Below are 17617 nucleotides of genomic sequence, written 5' to 3' on the forward strand. Positions count from 1 at the left end.
GCGTTCGCGCACCGTCTCCCCCCGGGAGCCTGCATGCTCTACCAACTGCATGAATTCCAGCGGGCCATGTTGAGCCCGCTCACCGCCTGGGCCCAGGCCGCCTCCAAGTCATTCGCCAATCCGTTGAGCCCGCTGTCGCTGGTGCCCGGCGCGACGCGGCTGTCGGCGGCATACGAGCTGATGTACCGGCTCGGCAAGGACTACGAGAAGCCGGAATTCGGGCTCCACCAGATCGTCAAGGACGGACACAACATCCCGATCGTCGAGCAGACGATCCTGGAGAAGCCGTTTTGCCGGCTGCTGCGTTTCAAGCGCTTCGCCGACGACAGCGAGGCGGTCGAGCAGTTGAAGGACGAGCCGGTGGTGCTCGTGTGCGCGCCGCTGTCCGGCCACCACGCCACCCTGCTGCGCGACACCGTGCGCACGCTGCTGCAGGACCACAAGGTCTACATCACCGACTGGATCGACGCGCGCATGGTGCCGGTCGAGACCGGCCCGTTCCACCTGGACGACTACGTCGACTACATCCAGGACTTCATCCGCCACATCGGCGCGCGCAACCTGCACGTGATCTCGGTGTGCCAGCCCACGGTGCCGGTGCTCGCGGCGATCTCGCTGCTGGCGAGCCGCGGCGAGGACACCCCGCTCACGATGACGATGATGGGCGGCCCGATCGACGCGCGCAAGAGCCCGACCTCGGTGAATTCGCTCGCGACCAACCGCTCGCACTCGTGGTTCGAGAACAACGTGATCCACACGGTGCCCGCGAACTACCCGGGCGAAGGCCGCAAGGTGTATCCGGGCTTCCTGCAGCACACGGGCTTCGTCGCGATGAATCCGGAGCGCCACGCGCAATCGCACTGGGATTTCTATCAGAGCCTGCTGCGCGGCGACGAGGACGACGCCGACGCGCACCGCCGCTTCTACGACGAGTACAACGCCGTGCTCGACATGGCGGCCGAATACTATCTGGACACGATCCGCGTGGTGTTCCAGGAGTTCCGGCTGGCCGAGGGCACCTGGGACGTGAACGGCGAGCGCGTGAACCCGCAGGACATCCGCGACACCGCGCTGATGACGATCGAGGGCGAACTCGACGACATCTCGGGCAGCGGCCAGACCCACGTCGCGCACGAGCTGTGCACGGGCATTCCGGAGGCGCACCGGCGCAGCCTGACCGCCGAGAAATGCGGACACTACGGGATTTTCTCCGGGCGCCGCTGGCGCACCATCATCTATCCGCAGCTGCGCGAATTCATCCGCGAACATGCGCCGGAACCGACGGACGCCACCCGTCCGTCGCCGGCCGCACGCGCCGCCGCCGCCGAGGCAGGGCGCGCAGCCGCGAAAGCGGCCGGCTCCTCCCGGCTGCCCGCCGCGAAACGCGCGGCCGCCGGCACGAAGGCGGCGCGCCCCCGCAAGGCCGCCGCCTGAGCGGCGCGCGCTGAGCCGCCGCGCGCCGCGCCGGGCTCAGCGCCGCAACAGATACGCGAGCAGGACCTCGGTGTTGAGCTTGACCATCTCGGCACGCTCGTCGGGCGTACTGAAGTCGCGGCCGAGCGTCGCGGCCAGCGTGAAGCGGTTCGACACGATGTAGTAGCCGAGGCCCGACAGCGTGACGTAGAAGCGCAGCGGATCGATGTCCGTTCGAAACAAGCCCGCCTTCTGGCCGCGCGTGAGCACGCCGCCGAGCATCGCGACGATCGGCGACATCATTTCGCGAATGCGCGTGGATTTCTGCATGTAGCGCGCCTCGTGCAGGTTCTCGTTGTTGAGGAGGCGCAGCAGCTCGGGGTGGTCGCGGTAGTAGTCCCACACGAAATGCGCGAGCCGCGTGACCGCTTCGACCGGCGCGACGCCGTCGAGATCGAGTACGCGCTCGGCTTCGGTCAGCGCGGAAAACGCATGTTCGAGCACGGCGGTGAACAGTTGCTCCTTGCTGCCGAAGTAGTAATAGAGCATGCGCTCGTTGGTCTCGGCGCGCCGTGCGATCTGGTCGACCCGCGCGCCAAACAGCCCCCCGCTTGCGAACTCGTCGGCGGCCGCGAGCAGGATGCGACGCCGTGTTCCTTCAGGATCTCTTTTGATTTTTGGCTGATTCATGGTGGCGTTTTGCTGTGTGAGCCGCGTAATCCGGATGGCGCTGCCGGCGCTTCGTCAGCCACCGACAGCGAGGACGGGCGCACCGCGCTTGAGGCGCGCCCTGCTGCGGTCATGCAAAAAAGCGCTTCGATTATGGCACATGCGTTGTCAAGCGCAATGCGGGAAATCGGCGATAATCCCGGTTTGACGAACCCTACCGACTCGCCCGTCCGCACGCGGCGCAAGCGAGCCCGCCCCACGTTGTCATCGTGACCGATTCCAAGACCCTCGCGGATCGCATCGAAGATCTGCTGCCCCAGACGCAATGCACGAAGTGCGGCTACGACGGCTGCCGTCCGTACGCCGAAGCGATTGCCGCCGGCACGGCCGGCTACAACCAGTGTCCGCCCGGCGGCGCCGAAGGCGTCGCGCGCCTCGCGGCGCTGCTCGGCAAGCCCGTGATTCCGCTCAATCCCATCAACGGCGACGAACGCCCCCGGCCGCTCGCCGTGATCGACGAACAGCTGTGCATCGGCTGTACGTTGTGCATGCAAGCGTGCCCCGTCGATGCGATCGTCGGCGCACCGAAACAAATGCATACCGTGTTGAGCGCGCTGTGCACGGGCTGCGATCTGTGCGTGCCGCCCTGCCCGGTCGACTGCATCGCGATGGTGCCCGTCACCGGCGCGCAGACCGGCTGGGACGCGTGGACTCAGCCGCAGGCCGACGCCGCGCGCGCGCGCCACGACGCGCGTCTCGCGCGCCAGCAGCGCGAACGCGAGGCAGCCGAGGCCCGCGCGGCCGCGCGGCGCTCGCACGCGGGGGCCGCAACCGCCTCCCCCACCGCGCCCGCGCCGGGCGCGATCCCGGCGACGCCGGGCGGCGTCGCTACGCCGGGCGTCGCTACGCCGGGCGTCGCCGACGATCCGGAAGCGAAGAAACGCGCGATCATCGCCGCCGCGCTCGAACGCGCGCGCAAGAAGAAGGAAGAACTCGCCGCGCGGGGCGACGCGCCGAAGAACACCGAGGGCGTGAGCGCCGCCGTGCAGGCGCAGATCGACGCGGCCGAAGCACGCCGCCGGCGTCTCGCCGAGGCGGCCGACGCCAAGCCCGAGCCCGCCGATCCCACCAAACCGTCCGGCCAGTCCTGAGCACATGAACGCATCCAAACGGCGCGCGATCTACGAGACGCTGCGCAGCCTCAACCCGAACCCGACCACCGAACTCGAATACACCACGCCGTTCGAGCTGCTGATCGCCGTGCTGCTGTCGGCGCAGGCGACCGACGTCTCGGTCAACAAGGCGATGCGCAAGATGTTCCCGGTCGCGAACACGCCGCGGCAAATTGCCGCGCTCGGCGAGGAAGGCGTGGCCGAGTACATCAAGACGATCGGCCTGTACCGGACCAAGGCGAAAAACGTGATCGCGACCTGCCGGATCCTGCTCGACCGGTTCGGCGGCGAGGTGCCCGCCGACCGCGAGGCGCTGGAGAGCCTGCCCGGCGTCGGCCGCAAGACCGCCAACGTGGTGCTCAACACCGCGTTCGGCCACCCGACCGTCGCGGTCGACACGCACATCTTCCGGGTGGCGAACCGCACGGGCCTCGCGCCCGGCAAGGACGTGCGCGCGGTCGAGGCCGCGCTCGAGAAATTCACGCCGGCCGAGTTCCTCCAGGACGCGCACCACTGGCTGATCCTGCACGGCCGCTACGTGTGCAAGGCGCGCCGCCCCGAGTGCTGGCACTGCGCGATCGAGCCGCTGTGCGAGTTCCGCCCGAAGACGCCCGCGCCCGCCGAGTGAGCGCGCGGCCCGCGCCGGCAAAGCGGCCCCGGGCGGCGTAGAATGCGCGTTCGCGCGGCACCCCGCCGCGCCCACGCATCGCCACCCCACATCATGTTCAATCCGAGCCGCGACGAAGTCCGTCGCTTCTTCATCGACGCCTGGCACAAGCAGCGCACGGGCGGCATCCTCACGCCGCTGGAAACGATGGCCGCCGACTGGATCGGCGCGCACCCCGAATACCACGCCGACCTGGCCGCCGACGGCCCCGCCGCGCAACACGACTACGCGCCCGAGGAAGGCCGCACGAATCCGTTCCTGCACCTGTCGATGCATCTCGCGATCAGCGAGCAGTTGTCGATCGACCAGCCGCCCGGGATCCGCGCCGCGCACGACCGGCTCGCGGCGCGGCTCGGCTCCGCGCACGACGCCCATCACGCGATCATGGAATGTCTCGGCGAGACGATCTGGGAAGCGCAGCGCACCGGCACGCCGCCCGACACCGACGCCTACCTGCAGCGGATCCTGCAGCGCGCGTCGCGCGACTGAAGCGCGCCCGCCGCGCGGGCAAAAAAATACCCCGCGCGCGGCGGGGTCGATGGCGTGCCCTGTAGAGGGCGCGCAGCGGCGCGGCCGGCGTGGGCCGCGCGCGTTATTTCTTGAAGGTCAGGCTGCCCTGCAGCGACTCGATGTAGGCCGCGATGTCCTTCATGTCGCTGATCGACAGGCTCTGCACCTGCGCCTGCATGATCGCATTGTTGCGGCCGAGCAGCGGGTTCGACAGGCCCATCTGGTACTGGCGCATCGCCCAGACCATGTAGTCCGCGTGCTGATTGGCGAGGCGCGGGTATTCCGCGTTGATCGGGCTGTCGAGCTTGGCGCCGTGGCAGGCCGCGCAGTTGTGCGACTCGACGAGTTCCTTGCCCTTCGTGACATCGGCCGCGTGCGCGCCGCCGATCGCGAAGCCGGCCGCGAACACGAACGCCGCCGCCGTCTTGAATGCCGTGTGAGGCTTCTTCATGAATGCTCCTATCCCGCTGATCAGATAAGCAAGCGCGAGCTTACTTGTAGGGATTGTTCTTCGAATCGGGCTTCTGCGCCGCGTAATAGGCCGCGAGATCGGCGATGTCCTGATCCGTCAGCGATGCGGCGATCGCGTTCATCGACGGGAAATGGCGATCCTTCTTCCGGTAGGCCTTCAGCGCGTTTTCCAGGTATTGCTGGTTCTGGCCGCCGAGGATGGGCACCCGGTAGACCTCCGGGTAAGCCGTGCGGTACCCGGCGATGCCGTGGCAGCCGATGCACATCGCGGCCTTGCCTGCCCCGTCCTTCGGGTTGCCGACCACACCGGCCGCCTGCGCACTGGCTGCGAGCGCCGCAAGCGCTGCGACAACGACATGTTTGCCGACGAATTTGTTCATAGCTTGTAACCTAGCTTGAGGGGAAACTGGCGCCCAAAACGGCAACGGCCCGCGCCGTTTTGCTTGTAGGGATGCCACGCAGGCCAAAAAAAACGGGCAGATTGTACCGCGTCGGCGGGGAACGCGTCCACAACGCGGCCCCGGTGCGGCCCGCCCGGGCTTCCGGGCTCGCCGACGCCGTCCGCCACGATAGCAAGCCGCGCGGGAACCCGACAACCCTTCCTGACTTATACTGGGATTTTTTTGCAGGAAGCACGCCGCCATGCGCTTCGAAGGCTCCCCGCACTACGTCGCCACCGACGATCTCAAGCTCGCGGTGAACGCCGCGCTGACGCTGCAGCGCCCGCTCCTGATCAAGGGCGAGCCCGGCACCGGCAAGACCATGCTGGCCGAGGAGGTCGCGGCCGCGCTCGGCATGCCGCTCCTGCAATGGCACATCAAGTCGACCACCAAGGCGCAGCAGGGCCTCTACGAATACGACGCGGTGTCGCGCCTGCGCGATTCCCAGCTCGGCGACGCGCGCGTGCAGGACATCGCCAACTACATCGTCAAGGGCGTGCTGTGGCAGGCCTTCGAGGCCGAAGCGCCGAGCGTCCTGCTGATCGACGAGATCGACAAGGCCGACATCGAGTTTCCGAACGACCTGCTGCGCGAGCTCGACCGCATGGAGTTCCACGTGTACGAGACCCGCGAGCTGGTGCGCGCGAAGCATCGTCCGCTCGTGATCATCACGTCGAACAACGAGAAGGAGCTGCCCGACGCGTTCCTGCGCCGCTGCTTCTTCCACTACATCCAGTTCCCCGACGCCTCGACCATGCAGCGCATCGTCGACGTGCACTACCCTGGCATCAAGCAGGAGTTGCTGCGCGCCGCGCTCGAGAGCTTCTACGAACTGCGCGGCGTCGCCGGGCTCAAGAAGAAGCCGTCGACCTCCGAGCTGCTCGACTGGCTCAAGCTGCTGCTCGCCGAGGACATCCCGCCCGACGCGCTGCGCTCGAAGGACCACAAGCAGATCGTGCCGCCGCTCGCGGGCGCGCTGCTGAAGAACGAACAGGACGTCGCGCTGTTCGAGCGGCTCGTCTACATGAACCGCCACAACCGCTAGCGTGCCGAGGCCTCCGATGCGCCGCCCGCCCGTTTCCGCCCCGCCGCCGCGCCCCGTCGCGCGGGCGCAGGCGCGCCCCGCCGAGGTCCGTCCATGCTGATCGATTTCTTCTATTCGCTGCGCGCCGCCAAGCTGCCGGTGTCGGTCAAGGAATACCTGACCCTGCTCGAAGCGCTGAAGGCGCAGGTGATCCCGCCGTCGCTCGACGCGTTCTACTATCTCTCGCGCTTGACCCTCGTCAAGGACGAGCAATATTTCGACAAGTTCGACCAGGCGTTCGGCGCGTATTTTCAGGGCGTGTCGGCGCTGCCGTCCAACGCCTTCGAGATTCCGCTCGACTGGCTGGAAAAGCGCCTGCAGCGCGAGCTGACGCCCGAGGAGAAGGCCCAGATCGAGGCGCTCGGCGGCCTCGACAAGCTGATGGACCGCCTCAAGGAACTGTTCGACGAGCAGAAGGAGCGCCACGAGGGCGGCAACAAGTGGATCGGCACGGGCGGCACCTCGCCGTTCGGGCACGGCGGCTACAACCCGGAAGGCATCCGCATCGGCGGCCCGTCGGCGGGCAACCGCACCGCGGTCAAGGTCTGGGAGGCGCGCGCCTATCGCGACTACGACGACGCCGTGGAGCTGGGCACCCGCAACATCAAGGTCGCGCTGCGCCGCCTGCGGCGCTTCGCGCGCGAAGGCGCGGCGGAAGAACTCGACCTGCCCGGCACGATCCGCAGCACCGCGGCCAACGCGGGCTGGCTCGACATCAGGATGGTGCCCGAGCGGCACAACAACGTGAAAGTGCTGATGCTGCTCGACGTGGGCGGCTCGATGGACGATCACATCAAGCGCACCGAAGAGCTGTTCTCGGCCGCCAAGGCCGAGTTCAAGCACCTCGAGTTCTACTACTTCCACAACTGCGTGTACGACCACCTGTGGAAGCACAACCGCCGCCGCCACACCGAGCGCACGCCGACCTGGGACGTGCTCCACAAGTTCACGCCCGACTACAAGCTGATCTTCGTCGGCGATGCGACCATGAGCCCCTACGAGGTGCTGCAGCCGGGCGGCTCCGTCGAGTACAACAATCCCGAGGCGGGCGCCGTCTGGCTGCGCCGGCTCGCCGACCAATTCCCGCATTTCGCGTGGCTCAATCCCGAGCCCGAGCGGCTGTGGGAGTACCGGCAATCGATCGCGGTCATCCGCGAGGTGCTCGGCCAGCGCATGTATCCGCTCACGCTCGCCGGCCTCGAAACCGCGATGCGCGTCCTCAGCAAATAAACGCCGCGCCCTCGCACGACGACGACACCCGCCGCACCGGAGACACCCGCATGACCCGACCGCCCGCCCCCGACCTGTCGCCGGCCGCCGCCGCACGCCCCGCGCCGCCGCGCTTTTTCGCGGACACGTCGCTGTCGGCGCTCGTCGCGGGCTTCGTCGCGATGATGACGGGCTATACCAGTTCGCTCGTGCTGATGTTCCAGGCGGGCCGCGCCGCGCACCTGAGCGACGCGCAGATCTCGTCGTGGATCTGGGCGCTGTCGATCGGCATGGCGCTGACGACGATCGGCCTGTCGCTGCGGTTTCGCGCGCCCATCGTGGTCGCGTGGTCGACCCCGGGCGCGGCGCTCCTCGTCGCATCGCTGCCGGGCGTGCCGTATGCGGAGGCGATCGGCGCGTTCATCGTCTGCGCGCTGCTGCTGACCGCGGTCGGCGTGAGCGGGCTGTTCGACACGCTGATGCGCCGGATTCCGGCCGGCATCGCCGCCGCGCTGCTCGCCGGGATCCTGTTCGAGATCGGCATCGAGATCTTTCGCGCCGCGCAGTTCCAGACCGCGCTCGTGCTCGTGATGTTCTTCGTCTACCTGCTCGTGAAGCGCGCGGCGCCGCGCTACGCGATCGTCACGACCCTGCTCGCCGGCTGTATCGCGGCGGGCGCGCTCGGCCTGCTCGACTTCAGCCATTTCCATATCGCGCTCGCGCAACCGGTATTCACGATGCCGTCGTTCTCGCTCTCGGCCGTCGTCAGCATCGGCATCCCGCTGTTCGTGGTCGCGATGGCCTCGCAGAACGTGCCCGGCATCGCGGTGCTGCGCGCGGACGGCTACGCCACGCCGTCGTCCCCGTTGATCGCGACCACCGGCCTCGCGTCGCTCGCGCTCGCGCCGTTCGGCTCGCACGGCGTCAATCTCGCGGCCATCACGGCGGCGATCTGCACCGGCCCGGAAGCGCATGAGGCGCGCGACAAGCGCTACACGGCCGCGGTCTGGTGCGGCCTGTTCTATCTTGTCGCCGGCGTGTTCGGCGCCACCATCGCGGCGCTGTTCGCCGCGCTGCCGAAAGCCCTCGTCGTGTCGGTCGCGGCGCTCGCGCTGTTCGGCTCGATCATGAGCGGCCTCACGAACGCGATGCAGGAGCCGCGCCAGCGCGAAGCGGCGCTCGTCACCTTCATGGTGACCGCGTCCGGCCTCACGCTGCTGTCGATCGGCTCCGCGTTCTGGGGGCTCGTCGCGGGCGTGCTCACGCAGGTGCTCCTGAACGCGCGCCGGCCGGCCTGAGCCGCGCGCGCGCCGCGGCCAGCAATCCGGCCTAGAATAGAGGCTCCGGCGGCCGCGCCCCGCGCGCCGCCCTGCTTCGCCGCCGCACGCCGCGGCGCCTTCGTCGAACCCGGCGCGCCGCGCCTTCATCACGATTCGCCATGACTACCGCACTCGACCAGCTCAAGCAGTACACGACCGTCGTCGCCGACACCGGTGATTTCCAGCAGCTCGCGCAATACCAGCCGCGGGACGCGACCACCAATCCGTCGCTGATCCTGAAAGCGGTCCAGAAGGACGCCTACCGGCCGATCCTCGAAAAAGCCGTGCGCGACCACGCGGACAAGCCGAGCGATTTCATCATCGACCGCCTGCTGATCGCATTCGGCAGCGAGATCCTGAAGCTGATCCCGGGCCGCGTCTCGACCGAAGTCGACGCGCGCCTGTCGTTCGACGCCGAGCGCTCGATCGCGAAGGGCCGCGAGATCATCAAGCTGTACGAAGCAGCGGGCATCGGCCGCGAGCGCGTGCTGATCAAGCTCGCGTCGACCTGGGAAGGCATCCGCGCGGCCGAGGTCCTGCAGAAGGACGGCATCAAGTGCAACATGACGCTGCTGTTCTCGCTGGTGCAGGCCGCCGCCTGCGCGGAAGCGGGCGCGCAGCTGATCTCGCCGTTCGTCGGCCGCATCTACGACTGGTACAAGAAAAGCGCGGGCGCCGAGTGGGACGAGGTGAAGAACGGCGGCGCGAACGATCCGGGCGTGCAGTCGGTGCGCCGCATCTACACGTACTACAAGACCTTCGGCTACTCGACCGAGGTGATGGGCGCGAGCTTCCGCACGGTCAGCCAGATCACCGAGCTGGCGGGCTGCGACCTGCTCACCATCAGCCCCGACCTGCTGCAGAAGCTGCAGGACAGCAACGACACGGTCACCCGCAAGCTGTCGCCGGACGCGCGCCTCGACGGCCAGGCCGAACGCGTCGCGATCGACGAATCGTCGTTCCGCTTCCAGCTGAACGACGACGCGATGGCCACCGAGAAGCTCGCGGAAGGCATCCGCCTGTTCTCGGCCGACGCGGTCAAGCTCGAGAAGATGATCGACGCGCTGCGCTGAGCGCGAGGTCGAGCCGCCGGGCCGGCGATCCGACACCCAAAAGCCGCGGGTCGGACCCGCGGCTTTTTTTCGTCCGCGTCACCGCGCCGACATCGTTTTCGCAGGCCGTACGCACTAGAATCCTCGGCACGGGCGCAACCGGCCGAGGCCGCGCCCGCCCATATCAAGGAGACAATGATGCAAGTCCAACCGTACCTGATCTTCAACGGACGCAGCGACGAAGCGCTCGCCTTCTACACGCAGGCGCTCGGCGCGAAAGTGCATCTGCTGATGCGCTTCAAGGATGCCCCGCCCGATCCCGCCCGCCCGGCCGACCCCGCGCTCGCCGACAAGGTCATGCATGCGAGCTTCCAGATCGGCGACTCGGTCCTGATGTGTTCGGACGGCGACTGCAACGCCGCCGGGCGTGGACACGACGGCTATTCGCTCTCGCTCAACCCCGCCACCGTCGAGGAAGGCCAGAAGCTGTTCGACGCACTCCTCGCGAACGGCGGCGAAGTCGGCATGCCGTTCCAGAAAACCTTCTGGGCGCTCGGGTTCGGCATGCTCAAGGATCGCTTCGGCGTGCACTGGATGATCAACGTCGAGGATCCCGCCATGCGCGGCTAGATGTTCGCTTCGCCAGGGCGGCGCAGGCGCGCCGCCCGCCCTCACTTGCGCAGCGCCTCGGCAAGCGCCTGTTCGAGCGCGCCGTTCGAGCGGCACGCGACGCGCGACGCCTTGAGCCTGCCCGCGGACTCCACCCGCGCGCTGCCCGTCACGTCGAGCGCGACCGCGACGCCCTGCCCGGCATCGTCGAGCCGGGTCACCACCTTCAGCGTATAGGTGACGTTCGAGGTCTGGCGCAGATCCGCGCACGCGACGAAATTGCCCGCATTCGGATAATCGGCGTACGCCGCGGCGACGAGCCCCGCCTCGCGATCGCTGACGCGTGCCGCGAACCGGTGGTCCGCATAGAACCGGCCCACTTTGTCCCATGCTTCGTCGTACTTGCGGTTTGCAATCACGAAGCGGCCGGCCAGGTCCGCCGCGCCGCCCTCGCCCGCCTGGGTCGCCGCGCCCGCGTGCCCGCGCGACCCCGGCCCCGCGCCCGGGCCGTATACCTGCACGCACCCCGCCATGCTCGCGAGCGCGACCGCGAACCCCAGCGCGCGCCGCGCACGCGTCCCGCTCATCGGTAGTACAGGTTCACGCAACCGGACAACAGCAGCGCGACGAGCGGCAACCACATCAGCAGCTTCCTCATGCGCGCGCCTCACCGGTAGTACGCCGCGACACAGCCGCCCAGCGGCACGCAGCACACGCCCAACCACAGAATCCAGATCCTCATCGCCCCTCTCCCTTCGTTTCGTTCGACTCAATAAGGCCAGCCTCGGCTGGAAGGGACGCATTATTCAATGGAATGCTGCGGCGCACCCAATCGGTCTTTCACCGATTTCCGGGCCGCGAAGGCCGCCATAGAATCACTTGAAGGATCGCGTGGACGCGTGAGGACGCGCGGCGCGACACGCCGGCCGCACCTCGCCGGCCACACCTCGCCGGCCGTAAAAAACGCCCGCCACGCAACGTGGCGGACGGGCTCGCGACGGCCGCGCGGATCAGCCTTCGACCACGTCGAGATAGTCCTCGGGACGGGTGCGGTCCTCCGCGTGCCGCATGCCGAGCACGCGCACCAGCACGCTGACCGCGATCGACACCACGAGATTCACGATCAGCGACCAGATCGCCGCGTAGCCCGGAATCGCATAACCGAACAGATGGATCGTGAAGATCGAACCGGCGAGCTTCAGCGAGATCGCCATCCAGGTGCCGCACACGATGCCCGCCGCCCAGCCGGCGAGCAGCCCGCGATAGTCGAGCGCGCGCGTATAGAGGCCGAGCACGATCGCGGGCAGCGTCTGGATGATCCAGATCCCGCCCAGCAGCTGCAGCTGGATCGCATAGGTGAGCGGCAGCCCGAGGATGAACACGACCGCGCCGACCTTCACGATCAGCGACACCAGTTTCGCGACCTGGGTTTCCTGCTCGTGCGTCATGTTGCGATTGATGAACTCGCGGTGGATGTTGCGCGTGTACAGGTTCGCGGCGGCGATCGACATGATCGCCGCCGGCACCAGCGCGCCGATCCCGATCGCCGCGAACGCGACGCCGACGAACCACGACGGGAAGAAATGCAGGAACAGCGCGGGCACCGCGAAATTCGCGCCGTAGGCCTGGAAGTACGGCGCGAACTCCGGCATGTCCTTGACCCCGGACGCGAGCGCCATGTAGCCGAGCAGCGCCAGCAGCCCGAGCACGAACGAGTACGCGGGCAGCATCGCCATGTTGCGGCGGATCGTGTTGCCCGACGACGACGACAGGATCGCCGTCACCGAGTGCGGGTACAGGAACAGCGCGAGCGCCGAGCCGATCGCGAGCGTCGCGTAGGCGCTGTAGCCGTTCAGGCTCGCCGCGTCGGGCGCCTTGAGCAGCAGCTTGGCGGGCGGCACCGCGCCGAAGATGTGGCCGAAGCCGCCGAGCTGCGCGGGAATCACGATGATCGCGGCCGCGATCGTGATGTAGATCAGGATGTCCTTGACGATCGCGATCATCGCCGGCGCGCGCAGGCCCGACGTATAGGTGTAGGCGGCCAGGATCGCGAACGCGATGATGAGCGGCAGGTCGCCCGCGAAGCCGCGCGTATCGAAGCCGAGGCCGCCGATCACGACCTCGATGCCCACCAGTTGCAGCGCGATGTACGGCATCGTCGCGACGATGCCCGTCACCGCGACCGCGAGCGCCAGCGCGCGGCTGCCGTAGCGGGCGCTGACGAAGTCCGCCGAGGTCACGTAGCCGTGGCGTTTCGCGATGCTCCACAGCTTCGGGAACACCATGAACGCGAACGGATAGATGAGGATCGTGTAGGGCAGCGCGAAGAAGCCCATCGCGCCGGCGCCGAACACGAGCGCGGGCACCGCGACGAAGGTATAGGCGGTATAGAGATCGCCGCCGAGCAGGAACCAGGTGACGACCGTGCCGAAGCGGCGGCCGCCGAGCCCCCATTCGTCGAGATGCGCGAGATCGCCGCGCCGCCAGTGCGCGGCCAGGAAGCCCATGATCGTCACGCCGACGAACAGCAGCACGAATACGCAGGTCGCGGCGAGGTTCATGAGCGGCCTCCCGGCGTACCGCCCGCCTTCCAGCAGTTCTTGGTCTTGAAGTAGACGAGCGCGGTGATGATCGCGCTAATGAACACCCACGACAGCTGGTACCAGTAGAAGAACGGAAAACCGAACCATTGCGGTTCGATCCGGCTGTACGACGGCACCCAGACCATCGCGATCAACGGCAGGACCAGCAGCCAGAGCCAGCGCTTGGCGGCCCGATTGGCGTCGGCATCGTGAGCCATGACGTCTCCTCATCATTCCCGGTTCTTGATGTTGTGGACGGATGCGGCGATGCGCGGGGAGACACGGCACGGAGCGTGCGGCAGCCCCCCGGCGCCTTTTTCAGTATAAGAGCCGGGGGGAAGCGGTCAAACAGGGGCGAACCCGAAGCGGGCGTCGTCAGATCGTGAAGACGTCCGCGCGGGTGTCGAGCGAGGCTTTCAATGCTTTCACCCAGCGGCGCGCGGGCAGCTTCAGCTCGGCCTCGATCAGCTTGGCGCGCGCGTCGAGCTGCGCGAAGCTCACCTCGAGCGCCGGGCCCGAGAACGCGAGCGCGATGCGGTTGCCGTCGTGCACCTCGGGCAGCGCGATCACGCGGCCGTCGAACGCCGCGTTCAGGTGCTTCATGTTGCGCACGAAGCTCGGGTGGTCGCCGAACAGGTTGATGGTGGCCATGCCCGCCTCGGCGAGGCAGCCTCGCACCGCGCGGTAGAACGCGACGCTGTCGAGCACCGGGCCGCGCGCGGTCGCGTCGTACAGGTCGATCTGCAGCGCGCCGATCGTGCCGCGCTGGGCGGGATCGTTGACGAAGTCCCACGCATCGGCTTCGCGCACCGTGAGGCGCGCGTCGTCGGGCGGCAATTCGAACATGGTGTGCGCGGCGACGATCACGGCCGGATTCAGCTCGACCGCCTCGACCTTCGCGCGCGGCAGGAAGCGATGCGCGAACTTGGTCAGCGCACCGGTGCCGAGCCCGAGCTGGACCACGCGTTCGGGCGTTTCGAGGAACAGCAGCCACGCCATCATCTGCTGCGCGTATTCAAGCTCGATGTGGAGCGGCTTCGAGATCCGCATCGCCCCCTGCACCCACTCGGTGCCGAAGTGCAGGTAGCGCACGCCGCGTTCCTCGGAGAACGTGACGGGCGCGAAGCGCGGCTTGCGCGGCGCGTCGAGCACCGGATGGTCGTCCTGCTCGTCGTGGTCGGCGCGGCGCTTCGCGCGCGACGGCTGGAGTTTCACGGAGCCGTTGTAGGCGGACGGCTTGCCGCGTTTGAATGCGCGCGCCTCGGCGGAGGCGCGCTTGATCAGTCGGGTCATGAGGCAATCTTGCGCCGGCGGCGCGGTAGTGGGTTTTGAATCGGACGAGAGGATAGCATCCGGACGGGATGGCAGGGCCGGGACCGCTTGCGCCGGCACGTCCGCGCCCCGACGCCGCGCGTGTCGATGATTCGGCAATCGACCGGGCAGATCTCGTCGCACGCGCTGCCATTGCGGTTATCGGGACAGGCGGCATTCCCACGGTATCGGGAGCATGGTTTTCACTTCCGGGCCGAAGCGCGTTCAAATCGCGCCTCGCCCGCTTAATCCGGCGGACCATCCCGGAGAGTCATCACGCGTTTCCCGGCAATGCGACGCGCATCATTCGAATGGATCGTGATTCGCGCCGATTCGACATCCGGGCTGATTCGCCTCAGAAAAGCCGCCCAGCCAACAATCCAAGCCATTGTTTACACGCGATTCAAGATTCGTCCTTTCACGCCGATATCCCTGAGCAGGGTCAAATCCTTCAGACAGAAAGATATTTGAAAGACGCATGCGCGTATTCCACTGATCGCGCACCGGGCGGCCTGGCCGTCCGGACCTCCCTGTCCGCAGACTTCAACAGTCACGAGGTAAAACAACGATGCCCAGCGTCATTCGCGCAGTCGGCCTGCTTGCGCCGATCGTGTTCCTGAGCGCCTGTTCCATGGTCGCTCCGCCCTACTCCCCCGCAGTCGACAACATTCAATCGCTCAAGAACGCCACGGGCGCGCAGGCGAAAGTCGGCGCATTCGAATCGCATGCGGATACCAGGAATCCCTATCCGGTGCCGTTGCGCGCGAACCTGATGAAGTCGCCGATCGGCGATTCATTCGGCGCCTATCTCGCCGATGCGATGACGAAGGAATTGCAGATGGCCGGCAAGCTTTCGCCGCAAAGCGATGTCGAGATCAAGGCGACTCTGTTGGAAAACGACATCGACGTCGGTCTCGCCAACGGCGCCGCGAGATTGTCGGCACGTTTCATCGTGATGCGATCGGGCGCGGTGCGCTACGACCAAATCAAGTCCGCGCGCACGAAATGGGATTCGTCGTTCGCGGCCATGATCGCCGTGCCCAAGGCGCGTGAAGAATATCCGCTCGCCGTGCAAAAGCTGCTCGGCGAACTGTATGCCGATCCGGCCTTCCTCGAGGCGATTCAATAAATCGCCCGTTCCACCCAGCATCAAACCACCACACTCAACGAGACCTGAAAACAATGACATTGATTCGAATCGTCGCGGCCGCGAGCATGGTCGCGGCACTGGCCGGCTGCGCGCATGAAATTTCGCTGACCGGCGACACGAGCAAGATTCCGGCGCTGTCGACCCAGCCGCTCGACAAGACCATCGGGCTCGTCATCACCGATGAGCAGCTGGCGATGGAAGCGATCACGCCGGGCGGCGGCGGCGACAAGGTCAGCTATCACCCCTACCACGACCTCGAATTGCCGCTGTACGTCGGTCTCGGCCACGTGTTCAAGAATGTGACCAAGCTCAAGAGCGCGCCGGACGCGGCCACGATTCAGGCCAAGCATCTGGATTACGTGATCACGCCGACGATCAAGACGTCGTCGTCGTCACCGAGCCTCGTGACCTGGCCGCCGACGGATTTCTCGGTCACGCTCGCCTGCACGGTCGCTGACCCGGGCGGTCAGACCGTGGTCAGCCAGGACGTGACGGGCACCGGCCACGCGGAGTTCAGCGAATTCAAGCACAACCTCGGCCTGGCCGGGCAGCTCGCGACGGCCGATGCGGTTGCCAAGCTCCAGACAGCGCTGGCAAAAGCGCCCGAGTTGCAGAAATAAGCCGGCGCGGCTGAAGCGACGGCTCGGTCGCGCCGCATGGCCTGCGTCGGGCACGCGCCGACGCGGCATGCGGGCAGGAGGGGCGGTCGGCCGTGCGCCATGACGACCGCGCCGATCGCGCGATCGCCCTTGCCCAGCGATCAGCGCGAGACCGCGCCGGCCCTGAGGGCGGGCGCGGCGCAAACCCGGTCGCTCCACCGGCGATCGGCTCGCCGCGGGGGTATCAACGCCCCGCGTAGCGCTGCAGCGCGCGCCACGCGTCGAGCTTCGCCGCATAGGGAACCGACGCATGCGCGGGGCTGCTCGACGGCAGGCCAAGCAGTTGATAGCGCTGCGCCGCCTCGCCGAGCGTCTTCGTGCCGACCTTGGCCGCGGTGCCGCCGTTGAAGGCGATCGCCGCCAGATCGGGCAGGGTTCCGATCAGCGCGATCAGATCGTTGCTGGCGAGATCGCGCAGGTTGCTGTCGAGGCTGCCGGCGCGCCGCGCTTCCGCCACGACGTCCCACAGCCCGATCCGGTGTTCGCGCAGCGCATCGAGCCGCGCGGGGTAGGCCAGCGCGACCAGATCGCAGCCGATCACCGCGCCGACCAGCAGCCAGAATTTGTTCTGCGGATGCGCGTAGTACTGGCCGTGGGCCAGGGAGCGCTCGCCCGGCAGGCTGCCGAGGATCAGCACGCGCGTGCGCGCATCGACCACCGGGGGAAAGCAGCGCTTGAACGTCATCGGCATCCTCTTGCGCCCGGCACGGCACCGTCCGCGCGCGGCGCGCCGGCCTCGCGCGCGGCCAGATGCCGCCACAGTGCCGGCAGCATGCACTCCGTCACCATCAACGGTTCCCCATGCCGCTCGAACACCGAGCGGCGCGCGACCAGCGCATGCGGCGCGGCCTCGCGCGACGCGAGCGCATGCAGCGCCAGCGCATGAAGCGGATGCCCGGCGATCACGCGCCGGCTCACGAGCGCGGAGCGCGTGACCTGCGGATCGCTGTACAGCAGTTCGGCGAGCGGCCGCGTGCGCAAGCGACGCATCGCCTGCCACACGCCCTTGCTCGCGGCGAGCGGCGCGAGACTGTGCGCGGCGACGAACGGCACGCCGTCCACCGCCAGCACGACCTCGCGCACCCACATCGGCACGCGCGGCCCGCGCGCGAGCGCCGCATGCTCGTCGGCCCACGGCACGCCGACGATCTCGCGCGTCACGCGCACCGTCACCGGGCCGAGCCCCGCGAGATGCGCGGTCAGCGAACCGCCGCGCGTCAGCCAGTCCTTCTGCGCGGCCGAGCAACCGGGACGCGGCGTCGCGCGCCAGCCGGCGCCGGCCGCGTCGAACCGCGTCACG

20 protein-coding genes are annotated in these 17617 nt (G+C 67.9%); 11 read left to right on the forward strand and 9 right to left on the reverse strand.

The window, feature by feature from the left end; translation table 11 throughout:
- Nucleotides 1–33: 33 nt before the first annotated feature.
- Nucleotides 34–1434 (forward strand): polyhydroxyalkanoate depolymerase, encoded by a 1401-nt coding sequence (locus tag Bsp3421_RS24775; RefSeq protein ID WP_273998477.1) that lies wholly within the window; start codon nucleotides 34–36, stop codon nucleotides 1432–1434.
- Between the two features lie 36 nt (nucleotides 1435–1470).
- On the opposite strand, the gene Bsp3421_RS24780 is transcribed toward Bsp3421_RS24775, so the two are convergent.
- Nucleotides 1471–2103: a TetR family transcriptional regulator gene (locus Bsp3421_RS24780; RefSeq protein ID WP_252984145.1), complete on the reverse strand. Its 633-nt coding sequence runs from the start codon at nucleotides 2101–2103 to the stop codon at nucleotides 1471–1473.
- 248 nt (nucleotides 2104–2351) lie between these two features.
- Here Bsp3421_RS24780 and rsxB point away from each other — a divergent pair, with 248 nt between their 5' ends.
- The 3 genes from rsxB to Bsp3421_RS24795 all read left to right on the forward strand — a co-directional run bounded on the left by rsxB (nucleotide 2352) and on the right by Bsp3421_RS24795 (nucleotide 4410).
- Nucleotides 2352–3233: an electron transport complex subunit RsxB gene (gene rsxB / locus Bsp3421_RS24785; RefSeq protein ID WP_273998478.1), complete on the forward strand. Its 882-nt coding sequence runs from the start codon at nucleotides 2352–2354 to the stop codon at nucleotides 3231–3233.
- A gap of 4 nt (nucleotides 3234–3237) precedes the next feature.
- Nucleotides 3238–3882, forward strand: coding sequence for an endonuclease III (gene nth / locus Bsp3421_RS24790; RefSeq protein ID WP_273998480.1), 645 nt, complete (start codon nucleotides 3238–3240; stop codon nucleotides 3880–3882).
- Between the two features lie 93 nt (nucleotides 3883–3975).
- Complete coding sequence (locus Bsp3421_RS24795) at nucleotides 3976–4410, forward strand: DUF1841 family protein (protein ID WP_273998481.1); 435 nt, start codon at nucleotides 3976–3978, stop codon at nucleotides 4408–4410.
- Nucleotides 4411–4513: 103 nt separating this feature from the next.
- On the opposite strand, the gene Bsp3421_RS24800 is transcribed toward Bsp3421_RS24795, so the two are convergent.
- Both Bsp3421_RS24800 and Bsp3421_RS24805 read right to left on the reverse strand, forming a co-directional pair.
- Entirely contained in the window at nucleotides 4514–4882 is a 369-nt protein-coding gene (locus Bsp3421_RS24800; RefSeq protein WP_273998483.1) for a c-type cytochrome, read from the reverse strand.
- Nucleotides 4883–4922: 40 nt separating this feature from the next.
- Nucleotides 4923–5282, reverse strand: a complete 360-nt coding sequence (locus tag Bsp3421_RS24805) for a c-type cytochrome (RefSeq protein ID WP_273998484.1) — start codon at nucleotides 5280–5282, stop codon at nucleotides 4923–4925.
- 262 nt (nucleotides 5283–5544) lie between these two features.
- Between Bsp3421_RS24805 and Bsp3421_RS24810 the strand changes: the two genes are divergently transcribed.
- The 5 genes from Bsp3421_RS24810 (at nucleotide 5545) to Bsp3421_RS24830 (ending at nucleotide 10636) form a co-directional block, all read left to right on the forward strand.
- A complete protein-coding gene (locus Bsp3421_RS24810) occupies nucleotides 5545–6387 on the forward strand; it encodes an AAA family ATPase (protein ID WP_273998485.1) in 843 nt (280 codons plus the stop codon).
- 93 nt (nucleotides 6388–6480) lie between these two features.
- Nucleotides 6481–7656: a vWA domain-containing protein gene (locus Bsp3421_RS24815; RefSeq protein ID WP_273998487.1), complete on the forward strand. Its 1176-nt coding sequence runs from the start codon at nucleotides 6481–6483 to the stop codon at nucleotides 7654–7656.
- A 50-nt stretch (nucleotides 7657–7706) separates the two neighbouring features.
- Nucleotides 7707–8933, forward strand: a complete 1227-nt coding sequence (locus Bsp3421_RS24820; protein WP_273998488.1) for a benzoate/H(+) symporter BenE family transporter — start codon at nucleotides 7707–7709, stop codon at nucleotides 8931–8933.
- A 140-nt stretch (nucleotides 8934–9073) separates the two neighbouring features.
- Nucleotides 9074–10027: a transaldolase gene (gene tal, locus Bsp3421_RS24825; RefSeq protein ID WP_273998491.1), complete on the forward strand. Its 954-nt coding sequence runs from the start codon at nucleotides 9074–9076 to the stop codon at nucleotides 10025–10027.
- A 177-nt stretch (nucleotides 10028–10204) separates the two neighbouring features.
- The gene (locus Bsp3421_RS24830) at nucleotides 10205–10636 is read left to right on the forward strand and encodes a VOC family protein (protein WP_273998492.1); all 432 of its coding nucleotides are present in this window, start codon (nucleotides 10205–10207) and stop codon (nucleotides 10634–10636) included.
- A gap of 41 nt (nucleotides 10637–10677) precedes the next feature.
- Here the strand turns inward: Bsp3421_RS24830 and Bsp3421_RS24835 are convergent, their stop codons facing one another.
- The 4 genes from Bsp3421_RS24835 to Bsp3421_RS24850 all read right to left on the reverse strand — a co-directional run bounded on the left by Bsp3421_RS24835 (nucleotide 10678) and on the right by Bsp3421_RS24850 (nucleotide 14490).
- The gene (locus Bsp3421_RS24835; RefSeq protein WP_273998493.1) at nucleotides 10678–11202 is read right to left on the reverse strand and encodes a hypothetical protein; all 525 of its coding nucleotides are present in this window, start codon (nucleotides 11200–11202) and stop codon (nucleotides 10678–10680) included.
- A 423-nt stretch (nucleotides 11203–11625) separates the two neighbouring features.
- Nucleotides 11626–13176, reverse strand: a complete 1551-nt coding sequence (gene mctP / locus Bsp3421_RS24840) for a monocarboxylate uptake permease MctP (RefSeq protein ID WP_273998494.1) — start codon at nucleotides 13174–13176, stop codon at nucleotides 11626–11628.
- Complete coding sequence (locus Bsp3421_RS24845; protein ID WP_273998495.1) at nucleotides 13173–13415, reverse strand: DUF3311 domain-containing protein; 243 nt, start codon at nucleotides 13413–13415, stop codon at nucleotides 13173–13175. The genes mctP and Bsp3421_RS24845 overlap by 4 nt, the downstream gene beginning before the upstream one ends.
- 157 nt (nucleotides 13416–13572) lie before the next feature.
- A complete protein-coding gene (locus tag Bsp3421_RS24850) occupies nucleotides 13573–14490 on the reverse strand; it encodes a spermidine synthase (protein WP_273998496.1) in 918 nt (305 codons plus the stop codon).
- 628 nt (nucleotides 14491–15118) lie between these two features.
- Between Bsp3421_RS24850 and Bsp3421_RS24855 the strand changes: the two genes are divergently transcribed.
- Together Bsp3421_RS24855 and Bsp3421_RS24860 are read left to right on the forward strand one after the other, a co-directional pair.
- Nucleotides 15119–15637: a hypothetical protein gene (locus Bsp3421_RS24855; protein ID WP_273998498.1), complete on the forward strand. Its 519-nt coding sequence runs from the start codon at nucleotides 15119–15121 to the stop codon at nucleotides 15635–15637.
- A gap of 53 nt (nucleotides 15638–15690) precedes the next feature.
- Complete coding sequence (locus Bsp3421_RS24860) at nucleotides 15691–16278, forward strand: hypothetical protein (protein ID WP_273998499.1); 588 nt, start codon at nucleotides 15691–15693, stop codon at nucleotides 16276–16278.
- 223 nt (nucleotides 16279–16501) lie between these two features.
- On the opposite strand, the gene Bsp3421_RS24865 is transcribed toward Bsp3421_RS24860, so the two are convergent.
- Together Bsp3421_RS24865 and Bsp3421_RS24870 are read right to left on the reverse strand one after the other, a co-directional pair.
- Nucleotides 16502–17002, reverse strand: coding sequence for a DNA-deoxyinosine glycosylase (locus Bsp3421_RS24865; protein ID WP_273998500.1), 501 nt, complete (start codon nucleotides 17000–17002; stop codon nucleotides 16502–16504).
- Complete coding sequence (locus Bsp3421_RS24870) at nucleotides 16999–17616, reverse strand: chorismate--pyruvate lyase family protein (protein ID WP_443111523.1); 618 nt, start codon at nucleotides 17614–17616, stop codon at nucleotides 16999–17001. The genes Bsp3421_RS24865 and Bsp3421_RS24870 overlap by 4 nt, the downstream gene beginning before the upstream one ends.
- Nucleotide 17617: the final 1 nt, after the last annotated feature.

It is taken from the genome of Burkholderia sp. FERM BP-3421, assembly GCF_028657905.1.
In the GTDB taxonomy this organism is placed as follows: domain Bacteria; phylum Pseudomonadota; class Gammaproteobacteria; order Burkholderiales; family Burkholderiaceae; genus Burkholderia.

Bases quoted from the DNA above. Each gene is read 5' to 3' on its own strand.
- Bsp3421_RS24810 (WP_273998485.1), top strand. From the start codon at position 5,545: ATGCGCTTCGAAGGCTCCCCGCACTACGTCGCCACCGACGATCTCAAG.
- Bsp3421_RS24775 (WP_273998477.1), top strand. From the start codon at position 34: ATGCTCTACCAACTGCATGAATTCCAGCGGGCCATGTTGAGCCCGCTC.
- Bsp3421_RS24815 (WP_273998487.1), top strand. From the start codon at position 6,481: ATGCTGATCGATTTCTTCTATTCGCTGCGCGCCGCCAAGCTGCCGGTG.
- Bsp3421_RS24850 (WP_273998496.1), bottom strand. From the start codon at position 14,490: ATGACCCGACTGATCAAGCGCGCCTCCGCCGAGGCGCGCGCATTCAAA.
- Bsp3421_RS24795 (WP_273998481.1), top strand. From the start codon at position 3,976: ATGTTCAATCCGAGCCGCGACGAAGTCCGTCGCTTCTTCATCGACGCC.
- mctP (WP_273998494.1), bottom strand. From the start codon at position 13,176: ATGAACCTCGCCGCGACCTGCGTATTCGTGCTGCTGTTCGTCGGCGTG.
- Bsp3421_RS24830 (WP_273998492.1), top strand. From the start codon at position 10,205: ATGCAAGTCCAACCGTACCTGATCTTCAACGGACGCAGCGACGAAGCG.
- Bsp3421_RS24865 (WP_273998500.1), bottom strand. From the start codon at position 17,002: ATGACGTTCAAGCGCTGCTTTCCCCCGGTGGTCGATGCGCGCACGCGC.
- Bsp3421_RS24805 (WP_273998484.1), bottom strand. From the start codon at position 5,282: ATGAACAAATTCGTCGGCAAACATGTCGTTGTCGCAGCGCTTGCGGCG.
- Bsp3421_RS24820 (WP_273998488.1), top strand. From the start codon at position 7,707: ATGACCCGACCGCCCGCCCCCGACCTGTCGCCGGCCGCCGCCGCACGC.
- Bsp3421_RS24835 (WP_273998493.1), bottom strand. From the start codon at position 11,202: ATGAGCGGGACGCGTGCGCGGCGCGCGCTGGGGTTCGCGGTCGCGCTC.
- Bsp3421_RS24800 (WP_273998483.1), bottom strand. From the start codon at position 4,882: ATGAAGAAGCCTCACACGGCATTCAAGACGGCGGCGGCGTTCGTGTTC.
- Bsp3421_RS24780 (WP_252984145.1), bottom strand. From the start codon at position 2,103: ATGAATCAGCCAAAAATCAAAAGAGATCCTGAAGGAACACGGCGTCGC.
- tal (WP_273998491.1), top strand. From the start codon at position 9,074: ATGACTACCGCACTCGACCAGCTCAAGCAGTACACGACCGTCGTCGCC.
- Bsp3421_RS24860 (WP_273998499.1), top strand. From the start codon at position 15,691: ATGACATTGATTCGAATCGTCGCGGCCGCGAGCATGGTCGCGGCACTG.
- Bsp3421_RS24845 (WP_273998495.1), bottom strand. From the start codon at position 13,415: ATGGCTCACGATGCCGACGCCAATCGGGCCGCCAAGCGCTGGCTCTGG.
- nth (WP_273998480.1), top strand. From the start codon at position 3,238: ATGAACGCATCCAAACGGCGCGCGATCTACGAGACGCTGCGCAGCCTC.